The sequence below is a fragment of the candidate division KSB1 bacterium genome (assembly GCA_022562085.1).
In the GTDB taxonomy this organism is placed as follows: domain Bacteria; phylum Zhuqueibacterota; class Zhuqueibacteria; order Oceanimicrobiales; family Oceanimicrobiaceae; genus Oceanimicrobium.
On sequence record JADFPY010000003.1, the window covers coordinates 1 to 23,094 of the forward strand.

18 protein-coding genes and 1 pseudogene are annotated in these 23,094 nt (G+C 43.8%); 2 read left to right on the top strand and 17 right to left on the bottom strand.

What is annotated here, in order from left to right; translation table 11 throughout:
• Nucleotides 1–314: 314 nt before the first annotated feature.
• From IH879_00450 to IH879_00480, 7 genes and pseudogenes are all read right to left on the bottom strand, one after another.
• Entirely contained in the window at nucleotides 315–1,568 is a 1,254-nt protein-coding gene (locus IH879_00450) for a PQQ-like beta-propeller repeat protein (protein MCH7673403.1), read from the bottom strand.
• Nucleotides 1,569–1,702: 134 nt separating this feature from the next.
• Nucleotides 1,703–4,150, bottom strand: a complete 2,448-nt coding sequence (locus IH879_00455; GenBank protein ID MCH7673404.1) for a PQQ-binding-like beta-propeller repeat protein — start codon at nucleotides 4,148–4,150, stop codon at nucleotides 1,703–1,705.
• A gap of 33 nt (nucleotides 4,151–4,183) precedes the next feature.
• Nucleotides 4,184–6,610 carry a PQQ-binding-like beta-propeller repeat protein gene (locus IH879_00460; protein MCH7673405.1) on the bottom strand — a complete coding sequence of 809 codons (2,427 nt, stop codon included), beginning with the start codon at nucleotides 6,608–6,610 and terminating at the stop codon, nucleotides 4,184–4,186.
• An 89-nt stretch (nucleotides 6,611–6,699) separates the two neighbouring features.
• Nucleotides 6,700–8,040: a coproporphyrinogen III oxidase family protein gene (locus IH879_00465; protein MCH7673406.1), complete on the bottom strand. Its 1,341-nt coding sequence runs from the start codon at nucleotides 8,038–8,040 to the stop codon at nucleotides 6,700–6,702.
• Between the two features lie 79 nt (nucleotides 8,041–8,119).
• Nucleotides 8,120–9,265 carry a PQQ-binding-like beta-propeller repeat protein gene (locus IH879_00470; protein ID MCH7673407.1) on the bottom strand — a complete coding sequence of 382 codons (1,146 nt, stop codon included), beginning with the start codon at nucleotides 9,263–9,265 and terminating at the stop codon, nucleotides 8,120–8,122.
• 23 nt (nucleotides 9,266–9,288) lie between these two features.
• Nucleotides 9,289–10,422, bottom strand: coding sequence for an iron-containing alcohol dehydrogenase (locus IH879_00475; protein ID MCH7673408.1), 1,134 nt, complete (start codon nucleotides 10,420–10,422; stop codon nucleotides 9,289–9,291).
• 49 nt (nucleotides 10,423–10,471) lie between these two features.
• Nucleotides 10,472–10,826 (bottom strand): annotated as a pseudogene (locus IH879_00480) (four helix bundle protein).
• A gap of 367 nt (nucleotides 10,827–11,193) precedes the next feature.
• On the opposite strand from IH879_00480, the gene IH879_00485 reads away from it, so the two are divergent.
• Nucleotides 11,194–11,706 carry an HNH endonuclease gene (locus tag IH879_00485; GenBank protein ID MCH7673409.1) on the top strand — a complete coding sequence of 171 codons (513 nt, stop codon included), beginning with the start codon at nucleotides 11,194–11,196 and terminating at the stop codon, nucleotides 11,704–11,706.
• Between the two features lie 76 nt (nucleotides 11,707–11,782).
• On the opposite strand, the gene IH879_00490 is transcribed toward IH879_00485, so the two are convergent.
• The 6 genes from IH879_00490 to IH879_00515 all read right to left on the bottom strand — a co-directional run bounded on the left by IH879_00490 (nucleotide 11,783) and on the right by IH879_00515 (nucleotide 16,375).
• Nucleotides 11,783–13,111: an HlyC/CorC family transporter gene (locus tag IH879_00490; protein MCH7673410.1), complete on the bottom strand. Its 1,329-nt coding sequence runs from the start codon at nucleotides 13,109–13,111 to the stop codon at nucleotides 11,783–11,785.
• Between the two features lie 85 nt (nucleotides 13,112–13,196).
• Entirely contained in the window at nucleotides 13,197–13,505 is a 309-nt protein-coding gene (locus tag IH879_00495) for a hypothetical protein (GenBank protein MCH7673411.1), read from the bottom strand.
• A gap of 27 nt (nucleotides 13,506–13,532) precedes the next feature.
• On the bottom strand, nucleotides 13,533–14,534 hold the full coding sequence (locus tag IH879_00500; GenBank protein ID MCH7673412.1) for a dihydrodipicolinate reductase: 1,002 nt from the start codon (nucleotides 14,532–14,534) through the stop codon (nucleotides 13,533–13,535).
• 3 nt (nucleotides 14,535–14,537) lie between these two features.
• On the bottom strand, nucleotides 14,538–15,269 hold the full coding sequence (locus IH879_00505; protein ID MCH7673413.1) for a flagellar motor protein MotB: 732 nt from the start codon (nucleotides 15,267–15,269) through the stop codon (nucleotides 14,538–14,540).
• A 1-nt stretch (nucleotide 15,270) separates the two neighbouring features.
• Nucleotides 15,271–15,735, bottom strand: a complete 465-nt coding sequence (locus IH879_00510; protein ID MCH7673414.1) for an RNA methyltransferase — start codon at nucleotides 15,733–15,735, stop codon at nucleotides 15,271–15,273.
• A 22-nt stretch (nucleotides 15,736–15,757) separates the two neighbouring features.
• A complete protein-coding gene (locus IH879_00515) occupies nucleotides 15,758–16,375 on the bottom strand; it encodes a response regulator (GenBank protein ID MCH7673415.1) in 618 nt (205 codons plus the stop codon).
• A 345-nt stretch (nucleotides 16,376–16,720) separates the two neighbouring features.
• On the opposite strand from IH879_00515, the gene IH879_00520 reads away from it, so the two are divergent.
• Nucleotides 16,721–19,057 carry a PP2C family protein-serine/threonine phosphatase gene (locus IH879_00520; protein ID MCH7673416.1) on the top strand — a complete coding sequence of 779 codons (2,337 nt, stop codon included), beginning with the start codon at nucleotides 16,721–16,723 and terminating at the stop codon, nucleotides 19,055–19,057.
• Between the two features lie 127 nt (nucleotides 19,058–19,184).
• Here the strand turns inward: IH879_00520 and IH879_00525 are convergent, their stop codons facing one another.
• From IH879_00525 to IH879_00540, 4 genes are read right to left on the bottom strand one after another with little or no spacing between them, the layout of a single operon-like run.
• Nucleotides 19,185–20,165 (bottom strand): DUF4097 family beta strand repeat protein, encoded by a 981-nt coding sequence (locus tag IH879_00525; GenBank protein ID MCH7673417.1) that lies wholly within the window; start codon nucleotides 20,163–20,165, stop codon nucleotides 19,185–19,187.
• Nucleotides 20,166–20,177: 12 nt separating this feature from the next.
• Nucleotides 20,178–21,455: a DUF4097 family beta strand repeat protein gene (locus IH879_00530; GenBank protein MCH7673418.1), complete on the bottom strand. Its 1,278-nt coding sequence runs from the start codon at nucleotides 21,453–21,455 to the stop codon at nucleotides 20,178–20,180.
• An 11-nt stretch (nucleotides 21,456–21,466) separates the two neighbouring features.
• A complete protein-coding gene (locus tag IH879_00535; GenBank protein ID MCH7673419.1) occupies nucleotides 21,467–22,435 on the bottom strand; it encodes a HEAT repeat domain-containing protein in 969 nt (322 codons plus the stop codon).
• A gap of 20 nt (nucleotides 22,436–22,455) precedes the next feature.
• Nucleotides 22,456–23,031 carry an RNA polymerase sigma factor gene (locus IH879_00540; GenBank protein MCH7673420.1) on the bottom strand — a complete coding sequence of 192 codons (576 nt, stop codon included), beginning with the start codon at nucleotides 23,029–23,031 and terminating at the stop codon, nucleotides 22,456–22,458.
• Nucleotides 23,032–23,094: the final 63 nt, after the last annotated feature.

A 23,094-nucleotide genomic window follows, 5' to 3' on the forward strand; every position in this document is an offset into this window, starting at 1 on the left:
CTCCTCTTCTTGTGCAGATAATGAAGTAGAAAAAATTAACAGAATCCCCAATATTAAACAAACAGATTTCATCAACCTCATCTAATACCTCCGATTTAAGATACCTACTTCGACTCCATCCTCCTAAAAATTCGTCCTCTTTTTAGTCATTCATGCTTCGCTGTCATTGAAAGAAGTGAATTTCTCCTATCTAAAATGACGTCCCGACGCTTCGGGACAACTGACCTAGTGACTTAATGACGAGTATTGTCATTCGCTTCGCGTCAGTTAAACATTTAAAGTGCAAAGTTCAGGAATAATATTATAAAAGTACATTAAGACTGCTTTCCCTGGGATAAATCAAGGCAAAGCATTTCTTTTTGGTTGCGCACGTAAAGCATTCCGTTAACTAAAGTCGGTACTGTCCAGCATCTGCCCTTTAGCACTTGCGCGCTGGCTTTTTGGACGAATGCCTCGGGAGTGGCCTCAACTAAAACCAGCAAACCTTTTTCGCTCAGCACAATCAGGTGCCCGTCTGCATACATGAGCGACCCTTTGCTGAATCCCCGTTTCGCCCATTTTGATTCCTGGGTGTTCACATTAACACAGCGCAGGGTTCCTTCATCGAACCCATACAAATGGTCGCCAACCAATATAGAGCTGGAAAAAAAATTACGCATGATGCGGCTCTTCCAAAGTGCCTCAACTTCAACCGTACCATTAGCAGCTTTCATTTTTAAAACCGCTGCACCCTTGTTGTTGCCGGAGGAAATGAACACTTTATCCGGCTTGATAAAAACCGGTGTGGCCGCGTTTACATCATAACTCGTTACCCATGAATAATGCCAATATTGCTTACCATCTTTAGGGGAAACGGAGACCAGCGCCTTACCGGCAAAAGAAAGAATCTGTCGTGTGCCATTTACAGTAACCGCAATTGGGGCTGAGTAACCCGGGATTCCGGAGTCGGATTTCCAGATCACCTTGCCGTCTTTCTTGTTAAATGCAACCAGTCCATGGCCGTCCTTGCCGCCGACATCTACTATAAGCATATTGCCTTCCACCAACGGCGATGTAGAAACTCCCCAGGTTGGGATTTTGCCGCCATATTCATTGTGTAAATCATGTCCCCAGACTTCTGTGCCTTTGGTGGCATTCAAAGCAAACAGCTTTCCTTTGCCGCTCAAAACGAAAACCAGATTGCCATCGACTGTGGGGGTAGCGCGGGGTCCGTGGCCAAAACTATTCGTGAATTTTGAACCCATCCTGAAACGCCAAAGCTCTTCACCGCTTGCGGCATCCAGGCAAATTGCGATTTCGTCCGAACCCTGGCCATACATTGTATAGAGCTTTCCGTTCGTTACTGACATTCCGGAATAGCCATCTCCCGAAGGAGCTGACCATAAGACTTTCGGGCCGCCTTCCGGCCAGGTTTTCAAAATACCCGTTTCTTTTGAAATCCCGTCGCGGTTTGGGCCGCGCCACTGCGGCCAGTCATTTTTGGTTTTTTTACCCGGGCCGGATGCAAAAGCAGCAACGGTCAAGCAACCCAAAAACAAATAGGCGAAGTATTTGAATTGGTTCTTCATAATGGCTCCTTGTTTTCATTTTATACACTTTTTAAAGGCCACGGATTTTCACAAATTATTTGAAAATTGAAAGAGTACTATTTTTTAATAAAAGAAATCAATGTTTAATCAGTGTAAATCCGTGGCTGAACACTTTACTTCATTGTTTTCTTCTTCAACGGAAAAAACGTCTCCAAAATCTTATCCGTGCGGTTGCGCCAGCTCGCCCAACCAAAACCATCGTTTACTTGCCCACCTTCAACAGAATATCCTTTTTCTTGCAGTGATTTCATGAAGTCTTCATTAAGCTGTATCCAGCTTAAGCCGTTTTGATAGGTGAGATCATACTTGCCCCAGTCCATGTAGATGTTGATGGGTAGCTTTTTAGACTCACTAACAATTTTTGTCAGGGCATCACCGCCCGCTGGTTTATGCAAATGTGTCGACTGCCCGCCAACATTATGGAAAACATCAGGATATTTGAAAGCAGTATAAAAAGCAGCAAAACCGCCTTCATCGCCGCCAGTCACAACTCGAGAATCGGCGTCGGCTTTCGTTCTGTATTTTTGGTCAATGTGCGGCACGAGCTCTTCTGCAAACATTTGAGCGAATTTATCCCGTCCATTTCTTGAATATTCCCTGGATGCCTGTCGCCGGTTTGATGATTGCTCTACAAAGACAGCAATGACTGGCGTCATTTCTTTTGCAGCGATAAGGTTATCAAGCGAATTCGGCATGAGCATTTGGTCTTTCGCACCCTTGCCGTTGTTGACGTAAAGAACGGGATAGCGATCCTTGCTGTCTGCATAACCTGCCGGCAAGTAAACATGAACATTCCGTTTGCTTTTTGAAATCTCGCTTTCGAACTCAAATGTTTCAATGGTACCGCGAGCGACGCCTGCTTTAGGCTCTTGAAAATGAGTTGCGGGTTTCCATTTTGGCATTCTCAGATCTGAGGCTTCTCCTTGCATATTAGGACCGCCGTCTCTAACTTTGTGCGGGTTCAAAGGATCGGTTATTACATTCTCAAAATGTTTCAACTGATAAGAGACTCTCGCATCCGGTTCCAGTTCGAAAGACAAGAAGAAGAAGTCTGTCCCTTCGACACGATTCATAGCGACATCCTGCCGAAAATTGAACATGTCCCCGGTAACCGCGACGTCTTTGGTTCCTATTTCATGATGAACAAGATGGACAAAGCGGTTATCCTCAATAACAGGAAAACTCTTCTGCGATTTCATAAACTTATCAACGAGCATTTTCTTGTCGTTTTCAGAAGCCGAGTCAACCTTATTTAAGAATTTTGCAAAGTCGCCATCAGGGTTGAGCAACTCAACTTCAGGTTGATCGAGGGTCAATTGATCTACTTTGGCGATATCAACCCGGGCAATTTCATAGAGGTTGCGCAGGTAAATACTGCCGTTGGCAAAGCTGGGAGCGGTCCAGGTTAAGCCATCAAACACCTTAATGCTTGCCAGCTCGATGTAATCTTCAGGAGATGCTTTTGCAACATGCAGCGTACCCTGTTTGGTGACAATCACCAGGTGATCGTCGACCATAATTAAAAAGCCATCGCCCGGAGGACGGGATTTCCAAACCTTCTCCCCGGTATTTGCGTCCACACAGGTAATAAAACGGCCGCTGTAACTATACAAATATCCGTTATGATAAACAGATGCATTAAACGTTTGTTTAATATCGCGGCTCTTCCAGAGTTCTTCAACTGAATATTTGCCATTCTCCTTTTTGACCTGCAGCATAAAAGATTCCCCGGGCCCGAAGACATGGTTCAAGAAAATCTTATCATTCTCGACAACAACCGGATTACTGCTGCCCGAGCCGTTGTTGAAGCGGTGTCTCCAAAGAACGTTACCGGACTTCGGATTAACGCCAAAAATTTGATGATCGCCAACACCGATGATTTGATCCTCACCCAGCAAATTCGTAAAAATCGGAGACTGGTAATTTACAGTATCGGAAATCGCCGACCATTGAACTTCGCCGGTATCTTTGTTGAACCCGCAAACCGTTCGGTCTGCCGTACCGCCAACCTGGCAAAACAGAATATCGCCAACAACAAGCGGCGATGATCCAAAGCCCTGCACCGGCTCCTTAGATTCTATTTCTTTGGTGACATCATGCGACCAGATTAGGCTGCCATCTTGGGCGCTCAAAGCCAAGAGCCTGCCGCGGCGAGTATAGGCAAAAACCTTGTCACCGGCGATAGTTGGTGTCGAGATTTGACCATTATGAGAACCGCCGCGAAATTTAAAGGTCGAGTCGATCTTAAACCGCCAGAGCTCGTCGCCAGAATTCGTATCCAAAGCAATCACATAATCAAACGTGCTGTCGGAATACATAGTGACCGCACGGCCGTCTGCAATGGAAACGCTGGAATAACTCGAGCCCAGCGGCTTCTTCCAGCCAATTTTCAAGCCGTATCCTTGATCAAATTTGAACACGCCTTTTTGGGATGCCTTGCCATCAGTGTCCTTGCCGCGCCAGCTCGGCCAGTCGTTGTCACCCGAATCGGAGCTGTGAGTGAACCCTGCGGTGAGTAAACTTGCAATAGCGACGAGTAGTATGATTCTTACGATCTTCATTTTTTACCTCTTTTTTTTTAATGATTAATAAAGTTACTTCTTTGATGTTTTGATTGGAAAAAACGTCTCGAGAATTTTGTCTGTACGGTTGCGCCAGCTTGCCCAGCCAAAACCCTGGTTCCACTCTCCGCCAGCAACTTCGTACCCTTGCTGCTTCAAAAACTTGTTGAAATCTCTGTTCAAATCCGTCCAGCGTAAGTTGGCGTTGTAGTTGAGATCATACTTGCCCCAGTCTTGATAAAGCTTAATTGAGACGTCTTTTTTCTTCACGATGAGCTCTCTCAATTCGGTGCCTCCGGCGTTGGGCATCAAATGGCCGGACTGGCTGGCAGCATTGGCAAATACTTCCGGATAGTTAAACGCTGTGTAGTACGCAGCATAACCACCTTCATCCCCACCCACTATTACCCTGGAATCCGACTTCGCAATAGTGCGATACTTGCTATCAATCATCGGAGCCAGCTCTTCGGCATACATACGCGCGTGCTGATCCTTCTGGTTTCGTGCATATTCGCGAAATGAGTTAGGAGCTTCAACGAAGACCGCAATGGCCGGCTGGATCTTTTTATCAGCAATCAGATTATCTAAAGTGACCGGGATGGCCTGAAAATCTTTGGCTCCGCGACCATAATTAACAAACAACACCGGATATTTCATGCCGCTGTCCGCATATCCAGCTGGGAGATAAACATGAACATTGCGCGTATTTTCCAAAATTGTACTCTCGAGTGAATCGGTTTCAATGGTTCCCTTGGCCACATTTTCGCGTGCTACGAAGTGGTTAACTACCTTTGCTTTCGGCATTCTAAGTATGGAGGCGTCACCTTGCAGTGTGGCGGGACCGCCGGGAGCCGTGCCGTTTTGATTCATCGCATCTGGAATCACAGTGTCAAAATCCCGGCGGATCTGATAGGTGATCTGCGTGTCCGGCTCCAATTCAAACGAGGCAAAGAAAAAGTTCGTGTCCGCGATACGGCGCATTGCTTGCTCCTGTCCGACGTCCAACATGTCTCCAATGACCGCGACGTCTTTTACTTCGCCTTGAAAAATGATATGAGCGTATTTATCCCCCTCGATGATCGGAGAGGTCTTATGTGATTCCATGAACTTATCGATGATGCCCTGTTTCTCAGCATCAGAAGCAGTTTCGACCTTTTTCACAAAACTCGCAAAATCGCCTGTAGGGTTGACATATTCAAATTTAGGTTTATCAATAGTCAAATCCATCTCAGCGACCTCGGCAATATCGACGCGCGCGATCTCGTAGAGATTCCGGGCATAGATACTGCCGTTGGCAAAACTCGGCGGCGTCCAGGTCAAACCAGTGAAGACCTCGGTGCTGGCCATTTCAATGTAATCCTCCGGTGAGGCTTTGGCCACGTGCATGGTGCCGCGCTTGGTCAAAACAACCAGATGACCATCTACCAGAATGAGGAATCCATCGCCGGGTGGGCGCGATTTCCAAACTGTGTTACCGGTCTCAACATCCACGCAAGTGATAAAGGAACCACTATAGCCGTAGAGATATCCTTCATGATGCACGGTTGAACTATAGGTCTGGCGAATATTTCTGTTTTTCCACAACTCTGAAACAGAATATTTTCCATCCGTCTTGCTGAGCTGCAGCATCGCCGACTCTCTGCGTCCCTGATTGATGAAAATTTTGTCGCTGCCAATAACAAGCGGATTGATGCCGTCGTAACGGCCATTATGACGATATTGCCACAGCATCTCTCCCGACATGGGATTAATGCCATAAATGTGATGGTCTGCCACGGCAACGAGTTGATCTTCGCCGAAAAAATTTGCAGTAATTGGAGACTGGTAATTGATGGTATCCGAACCGGTTGACCAGAGCAACTTACCGTCGTTCTTGTCGAACCCGCACACGGTATGACCGTCCGTACCGCCTGCTTGGCACATCAGCACATCACCAAAAACAATGGGTGAAGTACCAAATCCGTGAAACGGTTCTTGCGGCGAGATTTCGCTTTTAACATCACGCGACCAGAGTTCTTTACCCGTTTTGGCATCGAATGCCAACAGCTTACCCGTACGTTCATAAATGAAGACTTTATCTCCATCGATTGTTGGAGTCGAAAGTTGACCGTCATGGGAACCATCGTGGCCTTTGTAGGTTGAATCCAACTCGACTTTCCAGAGTTCGTTACCGCTGTCTACATCGAGAGCCACGAGGTATTCGAAAGTGCTGTCGGAGTACATGGTCACAGCCCGACCATCGGCTATCGAGATGCTGGAGTAACCGGAACCCAAGGTTTTCTTCCAACCGATTTTCAAACCATGACCTTCTTTAAAGACGTCGGTTTGCAGCGCTTTGCCATCCATGTTTTTGCCGCGCCAGCGAGGCCAATCGTTTTTACCCGAATCAGAGCTGTAAATTAAACCTGCTGCCAGTAAACTTGCAATAACGACGAGTAATGTAATTCTTACCACCTTCATTTTTTACCTCTTTTTAGTGACTAAAAAAATTATTTCTTTGAAGTTTTAATTGGAAAAAACGCATTCCTAAAGTAGGGTTTAAGTTGGTTTTAAGTATAACGTGAATTTTGATATTTCTCCTCGTAAAACTCGGGGAGCAAAGAGTCAACCTGAAGCAAGCCTTTTGGAGTCAGTTTTATTTCCCGACCGTTCAACGTTACCATGCCTTCTTGTTCTAGTTTTTGGTAAGACTTGGAAAATTTGCTTTGGATGTCAGAACCAAATTTTTCCTGAAAATATTCAGTGCTGATTTTGCCGAGTTTCAATTGTAAGATCATTTCGCGAGTTAGTCTTTCTTCATCATTTGATACAAAAGCACGGCTGAGCGGCAATTCACCTGATTTAAGCTGAGCAACATACTTGTCCCAGGAAGCGGTATTCTGAATGTGGACATGGCTCATGTGTCCGAACGAAGCCACACCGGTGCCGAGCATGTCCGTGCCCTGCCAAACGGAATCACGATAGACGAACTTGCAGGGTTTGTCTTTTTTAACCATTGTGTAAGCGCTTGAAATTTCGTAGCCAACTTTGGCAAGCTCTTCAAAAGCAAACTGGTTCCAATCCCGTTTTGTTGGCCAGTCGGCAACATGAATTTTTCCTTCCCCCAACTCCTTTGTGTAGACGGTATTAAACGGCAGCTCCATCTGGTAAATCGTGACGCTGTCGGGATTCAGATCGATGGTCTTTTGCACGTTGTCTTTCCAGCTCTCCCAGGTCTCGCCGACCATGCCGGCGATCAAGTCGATATTGAGCTGATCGAAATCAAGCTGGTTTATCCAGGGCATGACTTCAAAAATTTCTTTGGAAAGATGGGCACGACCGTTCTCTTTTAAAATGAAATCGTCGAAGTTTTCAATACCGAGACTCAGACGGGTCACACCAATTTCCCGGATAGCCTCGAGTTTGGATTGGGACAAAGTACCCGGCTCACATTCGAAAGTGACTTCTTCCGCGCCGTCCCACGAAATACTGGATTTGAGCTTTTCAGCAAGGTTTTGCAAATGCTTGACACTAATATAGGAAGGCGTGCCGCCACCGAAGTAAACGAATTTCAGCGGGCGATCTGCAACAGAAGTAAATTGACTGTAGATTTCTACCTCTTTGGCGAGGGCAGCTAAATACTCTTCAATTTGCGAAGCATTTTTATCCGTATAAATCCGGAAATAGCAGAACTTGCAGCGCTTCCTGCAAAACGGAATGTGCAAATAAAGTCCAAGCGTATTTTCAAGAGGCGGCGAGTTCAAGGCCTCGAAAGCTTCTGGAAGTTTATCCTCGCTCCAAAATGAATAAGGCGGATAATTGGAAACGAAAACGCTGCCGGCCTCGGTTTCTTTAAGATCGAGCCGTGAAGTTGCTGGTTCAGGTTGTGAAGTTTGTGGATTTGAAGTCATAAAATATAAAAATCCCAAAAATCAAATTCCAATCCCTATGTGAAATTTGGTATTTGATAAATTGGAATTTACCTCTCATTTATTTTTTTCCAAAACAAAAAACGATGCCATCATCGTTGCCGATAATAAACTTGCCGTCAGCAAAGCTCGCTGACGACGCAATTGCTGAGGCTGTATCGAATTCCCAAAGCAGTTTGCCTGAGTGAATATCAAAAATAAAAATGATGCCTCGAGTCGAGGCAATAATTGCTTTATTTCCTATAATGACAGGCGAGGATTCTATTTTAGCTTTCGCCTGATAAGTCCAAAGCGATTCGCCGGTTTTCGGATTTAAGGCATGAACCATCTTGTCCCGTCCACCAACAATGACCACTTTCTCAGTTACTGCTGCTGATGAGTAGTAAGGAAATTTCCTTTTGGGGTGCTCATATTGCCAGGCAATATTAGACTTTTTTAAATCAATGCAATAAACCTGATTTCCAAAAGAGCCGAAATATGCCCGATCGTTGTGAACTGCAGGACTTGCAGCCACATAGGCTCCCAGGTCGATTTTTTGCACTTCTTTTCCCGAAGGAATATCAATGACCCGAAAATAATAATCGCAGCCGGTAACAAAAGCATGGTCGTCCAAAATCGCCGGGGTACCGTGTACATAACCTTCCGTCTCAAATTTCCAAACCAAGCCGCCGTCTTTTGCCGAAAGGCAGTAAAGAAAATTATCATAGGCGCCAAAAAGCACTTTGTCTTTATAAAAATTTGCCGAGGAATTAATTTCGCCCTCGGCTTCAAATGTCCAGATGTTTTCACCGGTTTTTGCATTCAGAGCGTAAAATTTGCCAAGCTCATCACCAAAGTAAACTGTGTCGTTATAAATAGATGGGGATGATTTTATCGGGTCTGTGCCTTCGAGTTTCCATTTCAACTTTCCAGTGGCAAAGTCAATCGCGTAGAAATTGCCGTCGAGCGTTCCGAAATAAACGGTTCCGTTATAAATCGCTGCTGTAGATTCAACTGCATCGCTTGCTTCGAAAGTCCAGAGTGGCTCAGGGTTTTCAGGTAGTTCTCCTTCTTTCACGCCGGTTAGTTGGGGGTTGCCTCGAAACATGAGCCAATTGCTGGATTTTGATTTATCTGAGGCGTCATCATTGCCACCGATAACAATCGTGTTGGGAATGCAAAGCAAAAATAATAAATAGTACCTAAAGACTTCTGTAGGCCTAAACATTTAAACAACTCCTTTTATCGTTATCAAAAAGCCTTCTCATAAAGTTCCAGTAGCTCTTTCTCCCCAACCGGCCGGGGATTGAACTTTCCCGTCCACTGTTGCGCCGCTTCCTGAGCTAATTCGGGTATTTCGGTTTCACTGATGTGACAATCCCGAAGCCGCACCGGCAGATGATTCATTTCAAATAGTTCTGTAATCCGCGCCGCCAGGCTTTCCGCCCCGGATTTCAGCCCGGTGGTTTCGGCTAATTCGTCATAAAAGCCGTTTACTGTTTCTGCGTTAAACTTGATCACATGCGGCAGCATCAAACCGACTGCAATGCCGTGTGCTATGTCGAAATGCGCGGTCAAAGGATTGGCACAGGCATGAGCCGCGCCGAGCATCGAGTTTTCAATCGCATTTCCGGCGAAATGAGCGCCGAGAAGCATGTTTCCGGCCGCCTCTAAGTTTTGGCGATCTGAGATGAAGGCTTGATAATTTTCAGAGAGCAACTTCCAGGCTTCCCTGGAAAACATTTGAGAAATTGCATTCCGTTTCATTGAGACAAAACTTTCAATCGCATGGGAAATCGCATCAATTCCTGTAACCGCAGCAACTTTTCGGGGGACTGTCTGCAATAAAGTCGGATCCAGTATCACAGTCTTGAAGCGCGCCTTAATATCGCCGCAAGCCATTTTTTGATGCGTTTCCTCGTTCGCGATCAGGGCATATGATTGAGCTTCGCTTCCTGTACCGGCGGTGGTCGGAATACCAATTACAGGCAGCATGGGTTTTGTTGCCTTACCAGTCCCCCAGTAGTCTTCCATTCTGCCGCCATTGGTCAGCAAGAAATTGATTCCTTTTGCAGTGTCCATGGCGCTGCCGCCGCCAAGTGCGATGATGACGTCAATTGGTTCATGTTTCTTAGCAAACTGGACCCCGCTTTCTACATGTTTTGTCGTTGGATTTTCTTCGACGCCCTGAAAGACAACCGACTCGAAAGATGACCGACTGAGGCTCTGAACCGCGCGCTCAACATGCCCTGCCTTCGCCAGTCCGGGATCACTCACGAGTAAAGCTTTTTGGACCCCAAGTTCTTTTGTCGATGCGCCGAGTTGGTCAATGGCATTCTCGCCAAAGATTACTCTGGTTGTCGGATTGTAGTCGAAAATTTGCATATAATTGATTATTGAATATTGTTTATTGATTAATCTAACTAAGCTAATTTTATATTCTTTTGAGCGGTCTTTCTGGATGAAATAAAATATCGATGTTAATTCTTTGGCTTCGTTTAATAGCGGTAGCACTAATTCCTTCTTTTAGCAAATTCTCATCAACTATAAATTCAAACCAGAAAGTGGATTCATCTGCCTCCTCTATTACGATACTAATTTTTGTTACAAAAACATTTTTTGTTTGAGCTACACAAGTTGCTCTATAAATTCGCAGCAACTGAAGTAGCGCATCTTATTAATTGTCCTTGGATATTTCTACCTAACTTTATAGTTGGCAATGCCAACGCAAGCTTAACACATCTATGAGCAAAATCCTTAGTCCGTTTCTTAAGTTCTTGAAAATCAATTTAATTAATTACTAACATTTCTCACTTCAGTTGACATTGTAATTATTCCATTTAGGATGAAAAAATTCATTTAATGCAGAAATTTCATTTACAAGATTAATCGGCTAAAAATAGGAGTGCAAAAATCAGCGAAGCGTATTTTTGCAGAAACTAAAGCTAAACTCATGTAAAAATACGTTCGCTACACTCACTGATTTTTACACTCCTGCCTTGTCAAAGTGAGGAATGTTAGTAAATAATAAACAAAAAAACAAGTTTAGTTCTATATATGGTAGTGCAGTTTTTTATATATGCACTTTATTTAGATTGGAACTCATTCAATCGGAACGTGGTTAAACACACTCAAAAAAACAATGGCATAAAAATTATGTACACCCAGGTTTTAGTATTAAATGCCAGTTATGAGCCAATTCACATATGTGGGATCAAGCGGGCAATAATTCTCATCGTCAAGGGCTTAGCTCGAAGCGAGCAAAACACACCTCGTGTGATGCGGTCACCTTCAACAGTTTTTCCGGTCCCGGCAGTGATTCGCCTGTTGCATTATGTTCAAATTCCTTACCGAAAAAAAGCCTACTCTAAAAAGCATATTTATTTGCGCGATGGATATACATGTCAATATTGCGGTGACGTTCATACGCCGCATGAGTTGACGCTCGATCATATCCTGCCGCAGTCGCGTGGGGGTAAAAACGTCTGGGAGAACCTGGTTACTTGCTGTCGCAAGTGTAACTCAAAAAAGAGCGATCTCACGCCAAGAGAAGCAGACATGGTCATATTGAATAAGCCAAAGCCGCTTGGCAGCTATTTTTATCTGCATCTCGTGCGCTCAAAAGCACGCAATAATCAGTACTGGCGCAAATATCTTTATTACGAATAGAGTTTTAAATATTATGAATTGGGGTTTAAGCCTGATGGCGATGTCGTCAGGCTTTTTTTATGGGTTTTACAAAAAGTCAGCTTTTCTTTTCCACGGCAATCTTTTGACTTTTATCTTCTACGATGACTCTTACTTTAGCAATTCTTTGCCGATCAAGACCTTCGATGATAATTTTACCATTTTCGAAATCCAACTTGCTGCCCGGTTCAGGAATATTGCCGGCCATGCTGAATACCACACCACCCACAGTTTCAACATCAAACTCGGGAAGCTTTATCTTCAATCTTTCCTCGCATAATTTCACCGGGCAAAGTCCATCCAGTAAATATTCCCGCCCTCCAACCTGCCGAATGAAAGCGATCGGTTCGTCAAATTCATCATAAATTTCACCAACCAGTTCTTCGAGAACATCTTCCAAAGTCGCAACACCGATCGTGCCGCCGTACTCATCAATCAAGACAGCCATGTGAAGTTTTGTCCGTTGGAACTCCCGAAACAGAGCATCGAGTGTGATGGTCTCCGGATAAAAAAGGATATCGCGCTTTAACTTATTCATGCGAAGCCTCTTCTCACCCCTTGCAGTTGCAGCCATGACATCTTTGATATGGACCATTCCCAAAACTTGATCCAAATCACTTTTACAAAGCGGATAACGGGTGTGCTGACTTTCTTGTGTTATTTTCAGATTTTCCGAAAACGTGTTTGTGGTTGAAAGATAAACAACAGATGTCCTGGGAATCATAATTTGCTTGCCGATTTTTTCGTGCAAGGAAAGGACGTTTTCCATCATCTCGACCTCGCGGCGGGTGAGGTGCCCGCTTTGTGCCGAATGTGCAAAAATGAGTTTGAGCTCATCTTCCGAGTGCGCCATTTCGCTTTCGCTTTCGGGGTTGACACCAACAAGTTTGATCAGAAATAAAGCAGAATGATTTAAGGCAACAATAAACGGTTTAAAAGTTTTATAAAATGCATAAAGGGGTAAAGCAACCCACAAGGCAGTCTTTTCCGCCAGCCGAATGGATAAAGACTTCGGAGCCATTTCGCCAAGTACAATATGCAGGTAAGTAATGATTGTGAAAGCGACCCCAAAAGCAAGGCCGTGAATTATTGCTTGGGTTTTTATTCCCAATTGGGCAAAAAGCGGCTCGAACCAACTCGCCAAGTAGGGTTCTCCCAGCCAACCCAGTGCTAAACTTGCCAGGGTAATTCCCACTTGACAGGCAGAAAGATATGCATCTAATTCATCAAGGATTTTTTTGGCGATGCCGGCGGCAAAAATGCCCTCAGCAGCCTTTTGCTCGATTTGTGATGGGCGGACTTTGACAATTGCAAATTCCGCTGCAACAAAGAAGGCGTTAAGAAAAACAAAAAAGAAGATTACAAAAAGCTGAAAGAAGTATTCCATTGATGGGTTAAATAAAATCCTGGGAATCTAATTATTCATACATAATCGAGTGGTATAAGTTTCAGACCTTCATCCTTTAATGCTTTTAGTTGGAGGCTGTAGTCTGAATGTTATCGCCCTTTTTAAGAAAAGAGCTAATGAGCCCACGAACACTGTAAATAAAAAGAACAAAGAAAAAATAATCAGAACTGAACTGTTCAGGTAAATGATTAAAATAGAGCGTGTACCAAAAGGTGACTGCCAGAACTGCCCAAACAAGTTGACCGAAAAGTATTCTTATCTTTTTATTGGGCATCCAGCGTTTTAAAAATTTTGCATACCAAACCGTAAAAAAATCGATGAACAAAATCAGAATTAATGATGCAATCGAAATGGTTAGGAGTTTGGCTCCCATAAATTACTCCGCATTTTGTTTTTTTACTTATTTAAAATAGGTTGCTAACGGCAAATCAACAACTGTTGTTAAGCCCGGCGACGCATTAGAAACAACCGGAATCGCGTTGATCATTCGAGCAATTGTAGCCTTGTCTCCAAAAATCCCGCCCTCGACATTCAGGTGAATTGGCGGCTCGCCTTCTATCGTCACGCTGTCTCTTTCCTTTTCGGCGCCGATGAATATTTGCAACTCAAGTTTTATCAATTCTACACCATTTTTCAAAGCTTTTGCCACGTGTAAAATCCCTGCCACCTCACCCTGCTGCACAGTTAAATAATCCGTTTCAATGGTTTTAGTGGAAATTTGAGGATCGATTGTTTCTTTGAGTTCGTCGAATTGAAACCCGATTTTATCAGCGACGGCGTATAAAGACTCAACAAGTCCAATATGCCCGAGCTTTCCTTGCCTAACCAGATTTCTGAATTCATCCGGGGTCAGGCCAGCGCCTACTTTCTTCTGTAACGGCAGGCGCCTTTTGGATGCGTCAACGACACGGGTTGCGACGATTTTTTCAATTTTAGTACAAACGCCGCTCATCGCCAGAACAAGCACATCCATTGAAAATCCGGGGTTCACACCGGTGCCGACTACAGTTGTTTTGTTTTCCTCCGCCACTTTATCAATTCGTGCGCAGAACTTTGAATCCCGGCGATAGGGGTAAAACAACTCCTCACACGATGAAACGACTGAAGCGCCAGCCTGGAGACATATTCTTAACTGCTCCTCTACTTTGGCTAAAAAAGAGCCGGTTGAGTGCAGGACAATATCCGGTTGGGTCTCATTCAAGACTTTTTGTGGGTCGTTCGATACCGAAATCTTTAACTTAGAATCAAGACCAAGAACATCGCCCAGATTAACTCCGATTTTGTCCGGATCGACATCGATTCCGCCCACGAGTTTGAGACGTTTTTTTTGAAGAACTAATTTTGCGGCCTCGATTCCTATCGGGCCAAGTCCGTATTGAACAACTTTGAGTTGATTTTCCACTACCTATTTTGACCTCTTTTCAGCTATTCTCAAAATATCCTCATTCTGCGGCAGAAGACGAATTTCAATTCTGCGATTTTTTGCACGCCCCCGGCGCGTTTTGTTCGTGGCGATTGGCCGGTGTTCGCCAAAACCTGATGCTTCCAGGCTTTCGGCATTTAGGCCAACTTCTTCGGTAAGGAAGCGCACCACATTCGTCGCTCTGGCAACCGATAGCTCCCAATTGCTGTCGAATTGGCTTTTCAGATTGAGATGAATCGGCACGTTGTCCGTGTGTCCTTCAACCTTGATGCGCTTGTCTTTGGTCTGCTTCAAGATTCCCCCAACCTGTCCAAGAACTTTCATTCCCTTCTCAGATAGCTCAGCTTCTCCAGAGGGAAAAATAATCCGATCAACGATTCTCACTTTTAATTGGTCCGCCAACTGAGTTATGGTGATTTCTCCGGCCTCGACTTGTTCTTTTAGTTCGCCAATCAAATCTTCATAAGTAGATTTCAATTGGTTTATTTCTTCGTTTTTGGCGTCAGACAATTCTTGCACTTTTTGTTCAACCTGTTTGGTAAGAACCGCATTTTGTTGTTCGAGCTGCTCAACCCGAAAGCCAAGTTCTTCGTTTTCCTGACGAATCTCCTTTAACTGTGACTGAAGGGGTGAAACTTTATCCAGGTAAAAATATCCGGATATGCCAAGCAGCAAAACAAACAAGATCAGTAGAAAGGTCGAAAATGTGTTCATATTATGGGTCTAAGTCGTTTTTTGATTTAGCAATTCCGTAAACGGCGATTCCAAAAGCAACTGCGACATTCAAAGAAATTTTCTTGCCTCTCATCGGGATATTTATCAGAAAATCCGCTCTTTTTACAATCTCCTCGCTGACGCCGTTGTATTCATGTCCAACTACCAGGCACACTGGAAAACGAAAATCGGCCCGATCGTAAGGAATGCTTTTGTCAGTCGCTTCCAAGACAACAATTTGAATGTTTTCACGCTTCAGTTTCTCAACCAAAGTGACGCTTTCAGGAAAATACTCCCACGGCACACTTTCTTCAGCTCCTAAGGCCACTTTGCGAATTTCCCTGTGCGGAGGCTGGCCGGATATTCCGGTCAAAAATAGCTTCGTTACTCCGGCGCCATCTGCCGTCCTGAAGATAGCGCCAACATTATAAAGACTTCGAACATTTTCGACGAGAGCATAAATCATAATTCGGTTCTTGATCCATTTTCTATTGAGAAGAATCTAAAAGCACTCGATTCAGGACTTTGTTCAGTTCAGTGATTTTATAAGGTTTTGTAATCGCCGCCTCAAAACCATAGTCTTGAAAATTTTCCATAATTGGATCATTTAAATAACCACTACAAACAACGGCCTTAACATTCGGGTCATATTGACGAAGTTCTTTCAGAGTGTCGGTAGCCTCTTTACCTGGAATCACTAAATCCAAAATAACTAAATCAAAAGGGTGTTTAGCTTGTTTATAACGTTCGATTGCCGCAGAACCTTCCCCAACATATTCAACCTTGAAGCTAAGATGCTCAAGCATTTTGCACATAGCAACTCCGGCCCGCTTGTCATCATCAACAACAAGCACTCTTCTATCACCGGAAAATGAATTCTGCTCGTCAAATTGAACTTCTTTGCGAGGTTTTCCCGCAACGGCTGTATAATTTGATAAAAAGAATTGTTTGGTCAACTCTATTGCTTCATGAGCAGCACTTTCTGCCTCTAACAAAGTATTATCTAAATCACTTTCCGGTGAGGAGTCCATTCTGGCAATAGAAAGGTTGCTGATAATTGCAGTCAAAAGATTATTGAATTCGTGAACAAAGTCATTTGCACTCATCTCATCCGGTTCCGTTTTTAAAAACTGCTTGTCCGATTTGTTTTGATATAACATGAAACAAAATTTATAGTATGGAAGATGTATATAATAATTTTAAGAAAAATTTGTTTTGTTGTCAAGGACAAACATGAAAAATTAAATAGACAATTGTTTTCAAGTTATTTAAATTGATTTGACATGTGTTGAAAAATTGGCTCGTTGACTTAGGAACAACCACTCCCAATTTACGTTCAATAAAATCAATAAACAACCCGCCATTTTTTTAAAAACAAAAGCGATCTGCTATAAATGTTCACAAACAACAAAGTCGTAAAGATTCTTTTGGGATTGTTGGGCTGCCTTTGTATGGCAATATTTTTCGTAATGCAGGCCAATTCCAAAACTTCAAATCTCTTACGGCAAAACATTTCTAAAAACGAGATTCTCAAAAAAGCCGAAGAAGCTTTTCAAAATTCCGAACTTGCTGATTACGATCTAAAAAGAAGCATCGATCTGGATTTGGATAGTAATTTGTCTAAATACGCCCAACTTCACTTAAACAACGAACGACCGCAAGGCTTTTACCCAATTGGCTCATGGGACGTAGCATGGACAGGAAAAACACACACCAAGAAAGAGGGTGAAGTAGAGGTTCGTTTCCAAGTGAAATACGATTTTGATGGCAATCTCATCGAACGTCTGGAGAGTGCGCCACACCTGCGAAGACCCCCTAATTTCAAAGATTCTGAAGCGGCAGAGGAGGCTGCCAGACGTTTTCTGCACACCATAAATATTGACACCTCAGCAATTACGGTTAGAAACAGTGCGAGCAGCAAAGATGATCGGGTATTACTCTATGATTTTTCCTTCAGTAAACCTTCCTCAATATCTCCGGATTTAAGAGAAAATTACCAAGTGAATATTGCCGGAAGACGCATCACAAATTATCGTGCCCGGGTGATCGTCGATTCCGACAAAGCAATCTTCCCGAAAATCCATAGAACCTCAGAGACCGTTTCCACGATCATCGTAATAGCAATCTGGTTCATCATTGGGCTTTTCCTGATCGGCATATTTATTAAACGTTTAAGACACGATGAACTCGAATTTAAACGGGCATTTTGGTTGGGCGTCACCGGCTTCAGCATCATGTGGCTTGCCATGGCCATTAAGTTTTTCCCGGAATGGGAAGGGATGCTTTTGGGAGGTGGGCTGATCGGTCTGTTTACCGGACTCGGCCTCATTGTAGTTTATTCAGTCACGGATTCACTCAATAGAGACGTTTGGAGAGAAAAAGAAGTATTGTCCGACATCATCGTTAGAGGATTCCTGCGTGTTAAGGAAATGGGTGCAGCTATTCTTGACTCGCTGTTTATTTCCGGTCTAACCCTTCTAACCTTTGGCATCCTTTTCTGGCTAAGCAGTCAGTTCAACATCGGATTCATCGACTTTGATGCAGATGATCATTTTTGGATTTTCAAGGGAAATTTAGCGCTTCTAAAAAATATTTTTTTTACAATAATAAGTTCGCTCTTTATCGGACTGGTTTTACTTTCTTTCTGGTTTGCCTATTTAAAGTCAAAAGTCCGGTCGAATAAAATTTTGATCATTCTATTTACGATTTTTATTAACCTTGCCGGGCTACATCTATATCAAATCCGTCCGACGTATATGGCATTTTTTTTGTTGCTACCGGTTGCATTTCTTTGGGCCTACTACGCTTTTAAAAGTAATTTTATTTCTATATTTCTTTCCCTGTTCACAGTTAATTTTTTCTTAGAGCTTTCCTTAATCGGCAATTTACCCCATGGATTTTATAGTGTCCCAATGATTTTCTCCGGAACGTTTATTCTGGTTTTGTTTGCTTCGGGTGCCTACATTATCCATAGTAAAGTAACCGCAAAAGATTTTGCGCACTATGTGCCGGAATACGTGGGTCGAATTGCAGAAAGAGAAAGATTCTTAAAAGAGTTAGAAATTGCCCGCACCGTGCAGCTACAGTTTTTGCCTCAGTCGATCCCGGAGTTTCCGCATTTGGATATCGCTTGTGTCTGTAAGCCAGCGATGGAAGTAGGGGGCGATTATTATGATTTTATGCCTAATGGTAACGACTCTTTGGGAATTGTCATAGGAGATGTTTCCGGCAAAGGGGTTTCCGCCGCTTTCTACATGACCATGGCAAAAGGGATCATAAAAACACTGTCAAAATCAACCAGCAATCCAAAGGAAATTCTCACCAGGATGAATGAGATTTTTTATGAAAACGCCCCGAAGGATGTTTTTATCAGTGTCATTTATGGTCTTTTTGATAAAGAAAACAATCAACTTGTTTTCGCACGGGCCGGACACAATCCGGTGATCGTTCGCAAAAAGATGGCCAAAAAACCGGAGTTTCTGAAACCAAACGGATTGGCAATCGGTCTGGAAAAAGGTCAGTTATTCTCACAAACAATTGAAGAAGCCACCATCCCCATGGAAAAAGATGACATTTTCGTATTCTTTACCGATGGTGTTTCAGAGGCCATGAACAACAATGGCGATGAGTTTGGTGAAGAGAGGCTTCAACAAATTATCAGTCAAAACGGTCAATGTTCTGCAGACGACCTCCTCAACAAGATAACACGGGAAGTCAAAAAATTTGCGGGTAAAGCCAAGCAGCACGATGATATTACTATGGTTGTGGTTAAGGTGGGGGGTAAGTAACAATGCTAAAGTGTTGCATATGCTAAAAGTCGTTGGAGTTTTGGATGAATAGAGCAATAGAGTCAAGATAAAGGCCTGGGGTTATATTCCCGGCCTTTACTTTTTTTCAAAAAAGAAATAAAAATCATCACCGCTCCCGAATTTCGATATTCCCACCGGAAGACCTCAAGGTCACCAACTTACCGCCGCCGTTTATTTCACCGCGCAAAGAACTTTTGCCGAAAGTGCCTCTGACCGTCAAGGGTAGATCCGAGTAAACGCGCCCGCCGGAAGTTGAGGCATCGATATCTGCTCGGAAGTCAGGAGGGACTTCGAGTGTAATCCCGCCGCCGGAAGTGTGCAAATCCATCGGTTTATCGATCTGCTTGAGCAATTCTGCCAGAATCGAGCCGCCCGAGGTCTTGGCGGTGAGGTTGCCGTTTATGTTTCTCAATCGTAACCCGCCACCGGAGCTGCGTGCTTTTAAGTCTCCGTTCACGCCGTCGACAGAGATAGAACCTCCGGAGGTTTTTGCATCCAGCGAACCACCGATTTCTCCTAGTCTAATGCCACCACCAGAGGTGTGAATATATGCTTCTCCCGTTGAGCGTTTCAGTGAAATACCGCCGCCAGAAGTTTCCGCACGTACCCGACCGTCAATTTCGCCTATTGAGATACCGCCGCCTGAGGTTTTCAACTCAACCTCTCCGATTAAGTCGGTGACTTTAATTCCGCCACCTGCGGTTCTAACGTCCAGATTGTACTCTTCAGGCACTTGAATTTCATAACGAACGTGCAAGCGATTCCTGCGGTGTGACCGGCGATCAAGCCATTCGCCAATTATTTCGACATCTTTGCCGCGGTGCTCAAAACGAATGTCAAATCGGTCAAACCACTCTTGAGCTTGCTCTTGACTGCGCACATCTGCTTCCAGAAAAACCAGAACTTCAACTTCTTCTCCGGCATGGCTGCGAACCTCGACAGACCCTTTGTCTGAATCCAAATAAAGTGTGCCGCCTTTTTTAACTTTGAAGTTTTTCTCAATGCGCTGCTCAAATTCACCTGCACTTACCTGGCTTACAATCAGCCCAGCAAGAAAAAAGCTTATCAAAATATTTGATTTTTTCATGAATTCCTCCAACTACTTTCTCAGCTTTTTAATATGAATGTCACCATTTACCGTGTAAAGTTCAATGAGATCACCGCCACCGTTGATGTCCCCTTCGCTGCGAATTGATCTGCTGCGTCGATGACGCCGCCTTGACCTTCTCTCTTCTCCGGTGTCCTCAGTGCTCGTCAGTGGAAAATCAGAATAAATATTGTAATCATCCCAGCGATCCGAAATTTCGATTTCGGCTCGAATGGTCGCCGGTAACTTTTCCGGAATGTAGATAACCAACTCACCGCCTGCTGTGCGCAAATCCACACGGTGGTTCTTTTTAAAATCTTCGAGGGTAATTTCAACTGAAATATCCCCGCCGGCTGTTTTTCCCTCAACGCCACCTTTGACATCTTTCAAATCAATGTCGCCGCCGGATGTTGACGTCTTAACACTGCCATTGATCATATCTCCTTTAACATCTCCGCCCGAGGTTGAGGCATCCAACCTGCCGCCGATGTTGCGCAAGTCGATATCACCGCCGGAGGTGTGGACTTCAACATCTCCTTGAGTATTAACCACTTCAATGTCACCGCCGGAGGTGTGCGCTTTAACTTCTCCCCCGACATCTTTAATTTCGATGCTTCCGCCCGAAGTGTGCAAATCAATGCGGTTTTTTGAATTTCTCAGCACAATATCACCACCGGAAGTTTTCGCAACCAACGGTCCACCGATATTCTCAAGCTCAATATCTCCGCCGGAAGTTTTAATTCGAACACTCTTGGTAGAATTTGTCACCTCAATATCGCCGCCGGAGGTATGGGCATCTACTTCGCCATCGATTTCCTCGAGAACAATATCACCACCGGAAGTTTTTAATTTCACATCACCATTTAATCGGCTGACGCTGATATCACCACCCCGGATTTTGATGTCAACCATAAAAACTTTTGGCACGGTCACATCAAACTCACTCTTAATCCAATCCCTCGAGTAATATTCACCGCCAATCTCAATTGTATTTCCGCGTTGCCGATAGTTTGACTTGGACTTTTCAAGAACGGTCCTGGCTTCCTTCTCAGTATAAACATCCATTCTCTTCAGCTCTTTCACGAAAACCTCTTTTTTGTCCCAGGTCGTAATCCGAACATCCCCGCGTACATCAGAAATAATTAATTGTCCACCTTCCTGTACTTTAAAGGTTTTCGTTATTTCCGCAACATAATATCTGCCGCGCTTTGTAAGCTCTTGCGCAAAAACCGAACTGGTTACACAAATTGCAAATAGTAAAAGAATCAACTGCATTGAACGTTTTTTCATTGTTTGTCTCCTTACCGATTTTCGGTATTCTTAATGTTAGGGTTCTGTAGTCTTTCCAGCGCCTTCGATGCTTGCAAGCGAACGAATTCATTGTCATCATCCTGCGAAGCACCCCTGAAAATGGGACGAACATCCGCCTCATCTTCGATTCCACTCAAAGCATTTAAAGCTTCAATCCGAATGGCTGAATTTGTGTCTTTTAATAGTGCGCGAATGAAGGCTCTTTTTATTTTTTCATTCATAGGTAAATTCGTTAAAACGTTAGCCGCTTTCAGACGAACCCCGTCTATTTCATCATTTTGCATCGCGTAAATGAGCGCGTCTTCGAGCTCCTCATCTGAAAAAGATTTTGCGCCGGAGGCTCTCACTGCAGTCAATCGGCGACCCGGGTGCTCCTCCGTCCGAATTGCATGCACCAGCAGTTTACGAATTGCAGGGTCTCCAACATTCCCGTGCAGCGAAACATCCTTGATGCTTTTGTATTGCACGGTAATATTTCCCGACTTGGGATCATATTGAATTAAATCAACACTGGCCATAAACGGCAAACTATTCTCTTCCTGCAACCCAGCCGCAAATTCTCCTTTAAATTGGGTTTCAGTATTAGCAGGTAAAAAAGCAGCCCGGCCGATTAGAATACCAACAATTAAGAAAGCGAGTGCACCGGCCAGTTGGATTCCTGCGCCTCGTTCAGAAATTTTTTCAATAAATCTATCCCACCAGCTCTCGTTGAATTCTGCTTTGCGCTCATCGCGCAGCCGCTCCCGCAAACCGCTTCGCAATTTTGACATCAAAGATTTCGAGGGTTCCAAACTAGCTTTTTCACCCAAGGTATTGTGTAGAGTCCGCGTCGCTTCTAATTGTTCACGGCACCGTCCACAATGGTCGAGATGCGCCTCAAATTCTTCCTTCTCAGCCTTCCCTAATTCGCTGTAAAGATAAAGAGGAATCTGTTTCTCTAAGTGGTTGTTTTGTTTCATAATACTTCCTTATACTTCCTTTAAATTTTGGAATATTCCTTTAACTGCCGCTGCATTTTTTGGGTAGCCCGAAAAAGATAATTTTTAACCGTCCCTTCCGAGCATTTTAATATTTCAGCAATTTCTTTAAGTTTATGTCCATGGTAGTGGCGCAGTATAAAAACAGTTTTTTGCTTAGGTGATAACTGTTGCAAAGCTGCTTCGATTTCCCTGGACAATTCCAGGTTCAGAAAAGACTCCTCCGGGTTTTGCTCTTCAGACTTGACACTCTTTTTCCAGTTTTCATCTCCATTTTGAAATTCCCTGTCAATAGAATAAGCTTTCAGACGACGTCTCTTTTTATTAAAATTTATGCAATAATTCACTACGACCCGGTAAAGCCAGGTAGAAAATTCGCTCTTGAATTTAAACCGATGTAGATTTTTATAAACCCGCACCAACACTTCCTGGTAAATATCCTCAGCGTCCTGAGTGTTATTTACCATGTTGTAAGCAAGCTGCAAAACCTGCCTGTCATAATTTTTTACAAGTGATTCAAATGCCAAAATATTGCCTCTTTGGGCTTTCTTGATTAAAGCTTTTTCGTCATGACTCATCGTTCAATTTCATTAGACCGGAAAAATCAAAAATGGTTTGCATGAATGCGCCAAAAAGCACTT

Excerpts from the sequence above, each read along its gene's own strand:
- IH879_00450 (MCH7673403.1), bottom strand. The coding sequence starts at position 1,568 with ATGAAGAACCAATTCAAATACTTCGCCTATTTGTTTTTGGGTTGCTTG.
- IH879_00455 (MCH7673404.1), bottom strand. The coding sequence starts at position 4,150 with ATGAAGATCGTAAGAATCATACTACTCGTCGCTATTGCAAGTTTACTC.
- IH879_00460 (MCH7673405.1), bottom strand. The coding sequence starts at position 6,610 with ATGAAGGTGGTAAGAATTACATTACTCGTCGTTATTGCAAGTTTACTG.
- IH879_00465 (MCH7673406.1), bottom strand. The coding sequence starts at position 8,040 with ATGACTTCAAATCCACAAACTTCACAACCTGAACCAGCAACTTCACGG.
- IH879_00470 (MCH7673407.1), bottom strand. The coding sequence starts at position 9,265 with ATGTTTAGGCCTACAGAAGTCTTTAGGTACTATTTATTATTTTTGCTT.
- IH879_00475 (MCH7673408.1), bottom strand. The coding sequence starts at position 10,422 with ATGCAAATTTTCGACTACAATCCGACAACCAGAGTAATCTTTGGCGAG.
- IH879_00485 (MCH7673409.1), top strand. The coding sequence starts at position 11,194 with ATGTACACCCAGGTTTTAGTATTAAATGCCAGTTATGAGCCAATTCAC.
- IH879_00490 (MCH7673410.1), bottom strand. The coding sequence starts at position 13,111 with ATGGAATACTTCTTTCAGCTTTTTGTAATCTTCTTTTTTGTTTTTCTT.
- IH879_00495 (MCH7673411.1), bottom strand. The coding sequence starts at position 13,505 with ATGGGAGCCAAACTCCTAACCATTTCGATTGCATCATTAATTCTGATT.
- IH879_00505 (MCH7673413.1), bottom strand. The coding sequence starts at position 15,269 with ATGAACACATTTTCGACCTTTCTACTGATCTTGTTTGTTTTGCTGCTT.
- IH879_00510 (MCH7673414.1), bottom strand. The coding sequence starts at position 15,735 with ATGATTTATGCTCTCGTCGAAAATGTTCGAAGTCTTTATAATGTTGGC.
- IH879_00515 (MCH7673415.1), bottom strand. The coding sequence starts at position 16,375 with ATGAGTGCAAATGACTTTGTTCACGAATTCAATAATCTTTTGACTGCA.
- IH879_00520 (MCH7673416.1), top strand. The coding sequence starts at position 16,721 with ATGGCAATATTTTTCGTAATGCAGGCCAATTCCAAAACTTCAAATCTC.
- IH879_00525 (MCH7673417.1), bottom strand. The coding sequence starts at position 20,165 with ATGAAAAAATCAAATATTTTGATAAGCTTTTTTCTTGCTGGGCTGATT.
- IH879_00530 (MCH7673418.1), bottom strand. The coding sequence starts at position 21,455 with ATGAAAAAACGTTCAATGCAGTTGATTCTTTTACTATTTGCAATTTGT.
- IH879_00535 (MCH7673419.1), bottom strand. The coding sequence starts at position 22,435 with ATGAAACAAAACAACCACTTAGAGAAACAGATTCCTCTTTATCTTTAC.
- IH879_00540 (MCH7673420.1), bottom strand. The coding sequence starts at position 23,031 with ATGAGTCATGACGAAAAAGCTTTAATCAAGAAAGCCCAAAGAGGCAAT.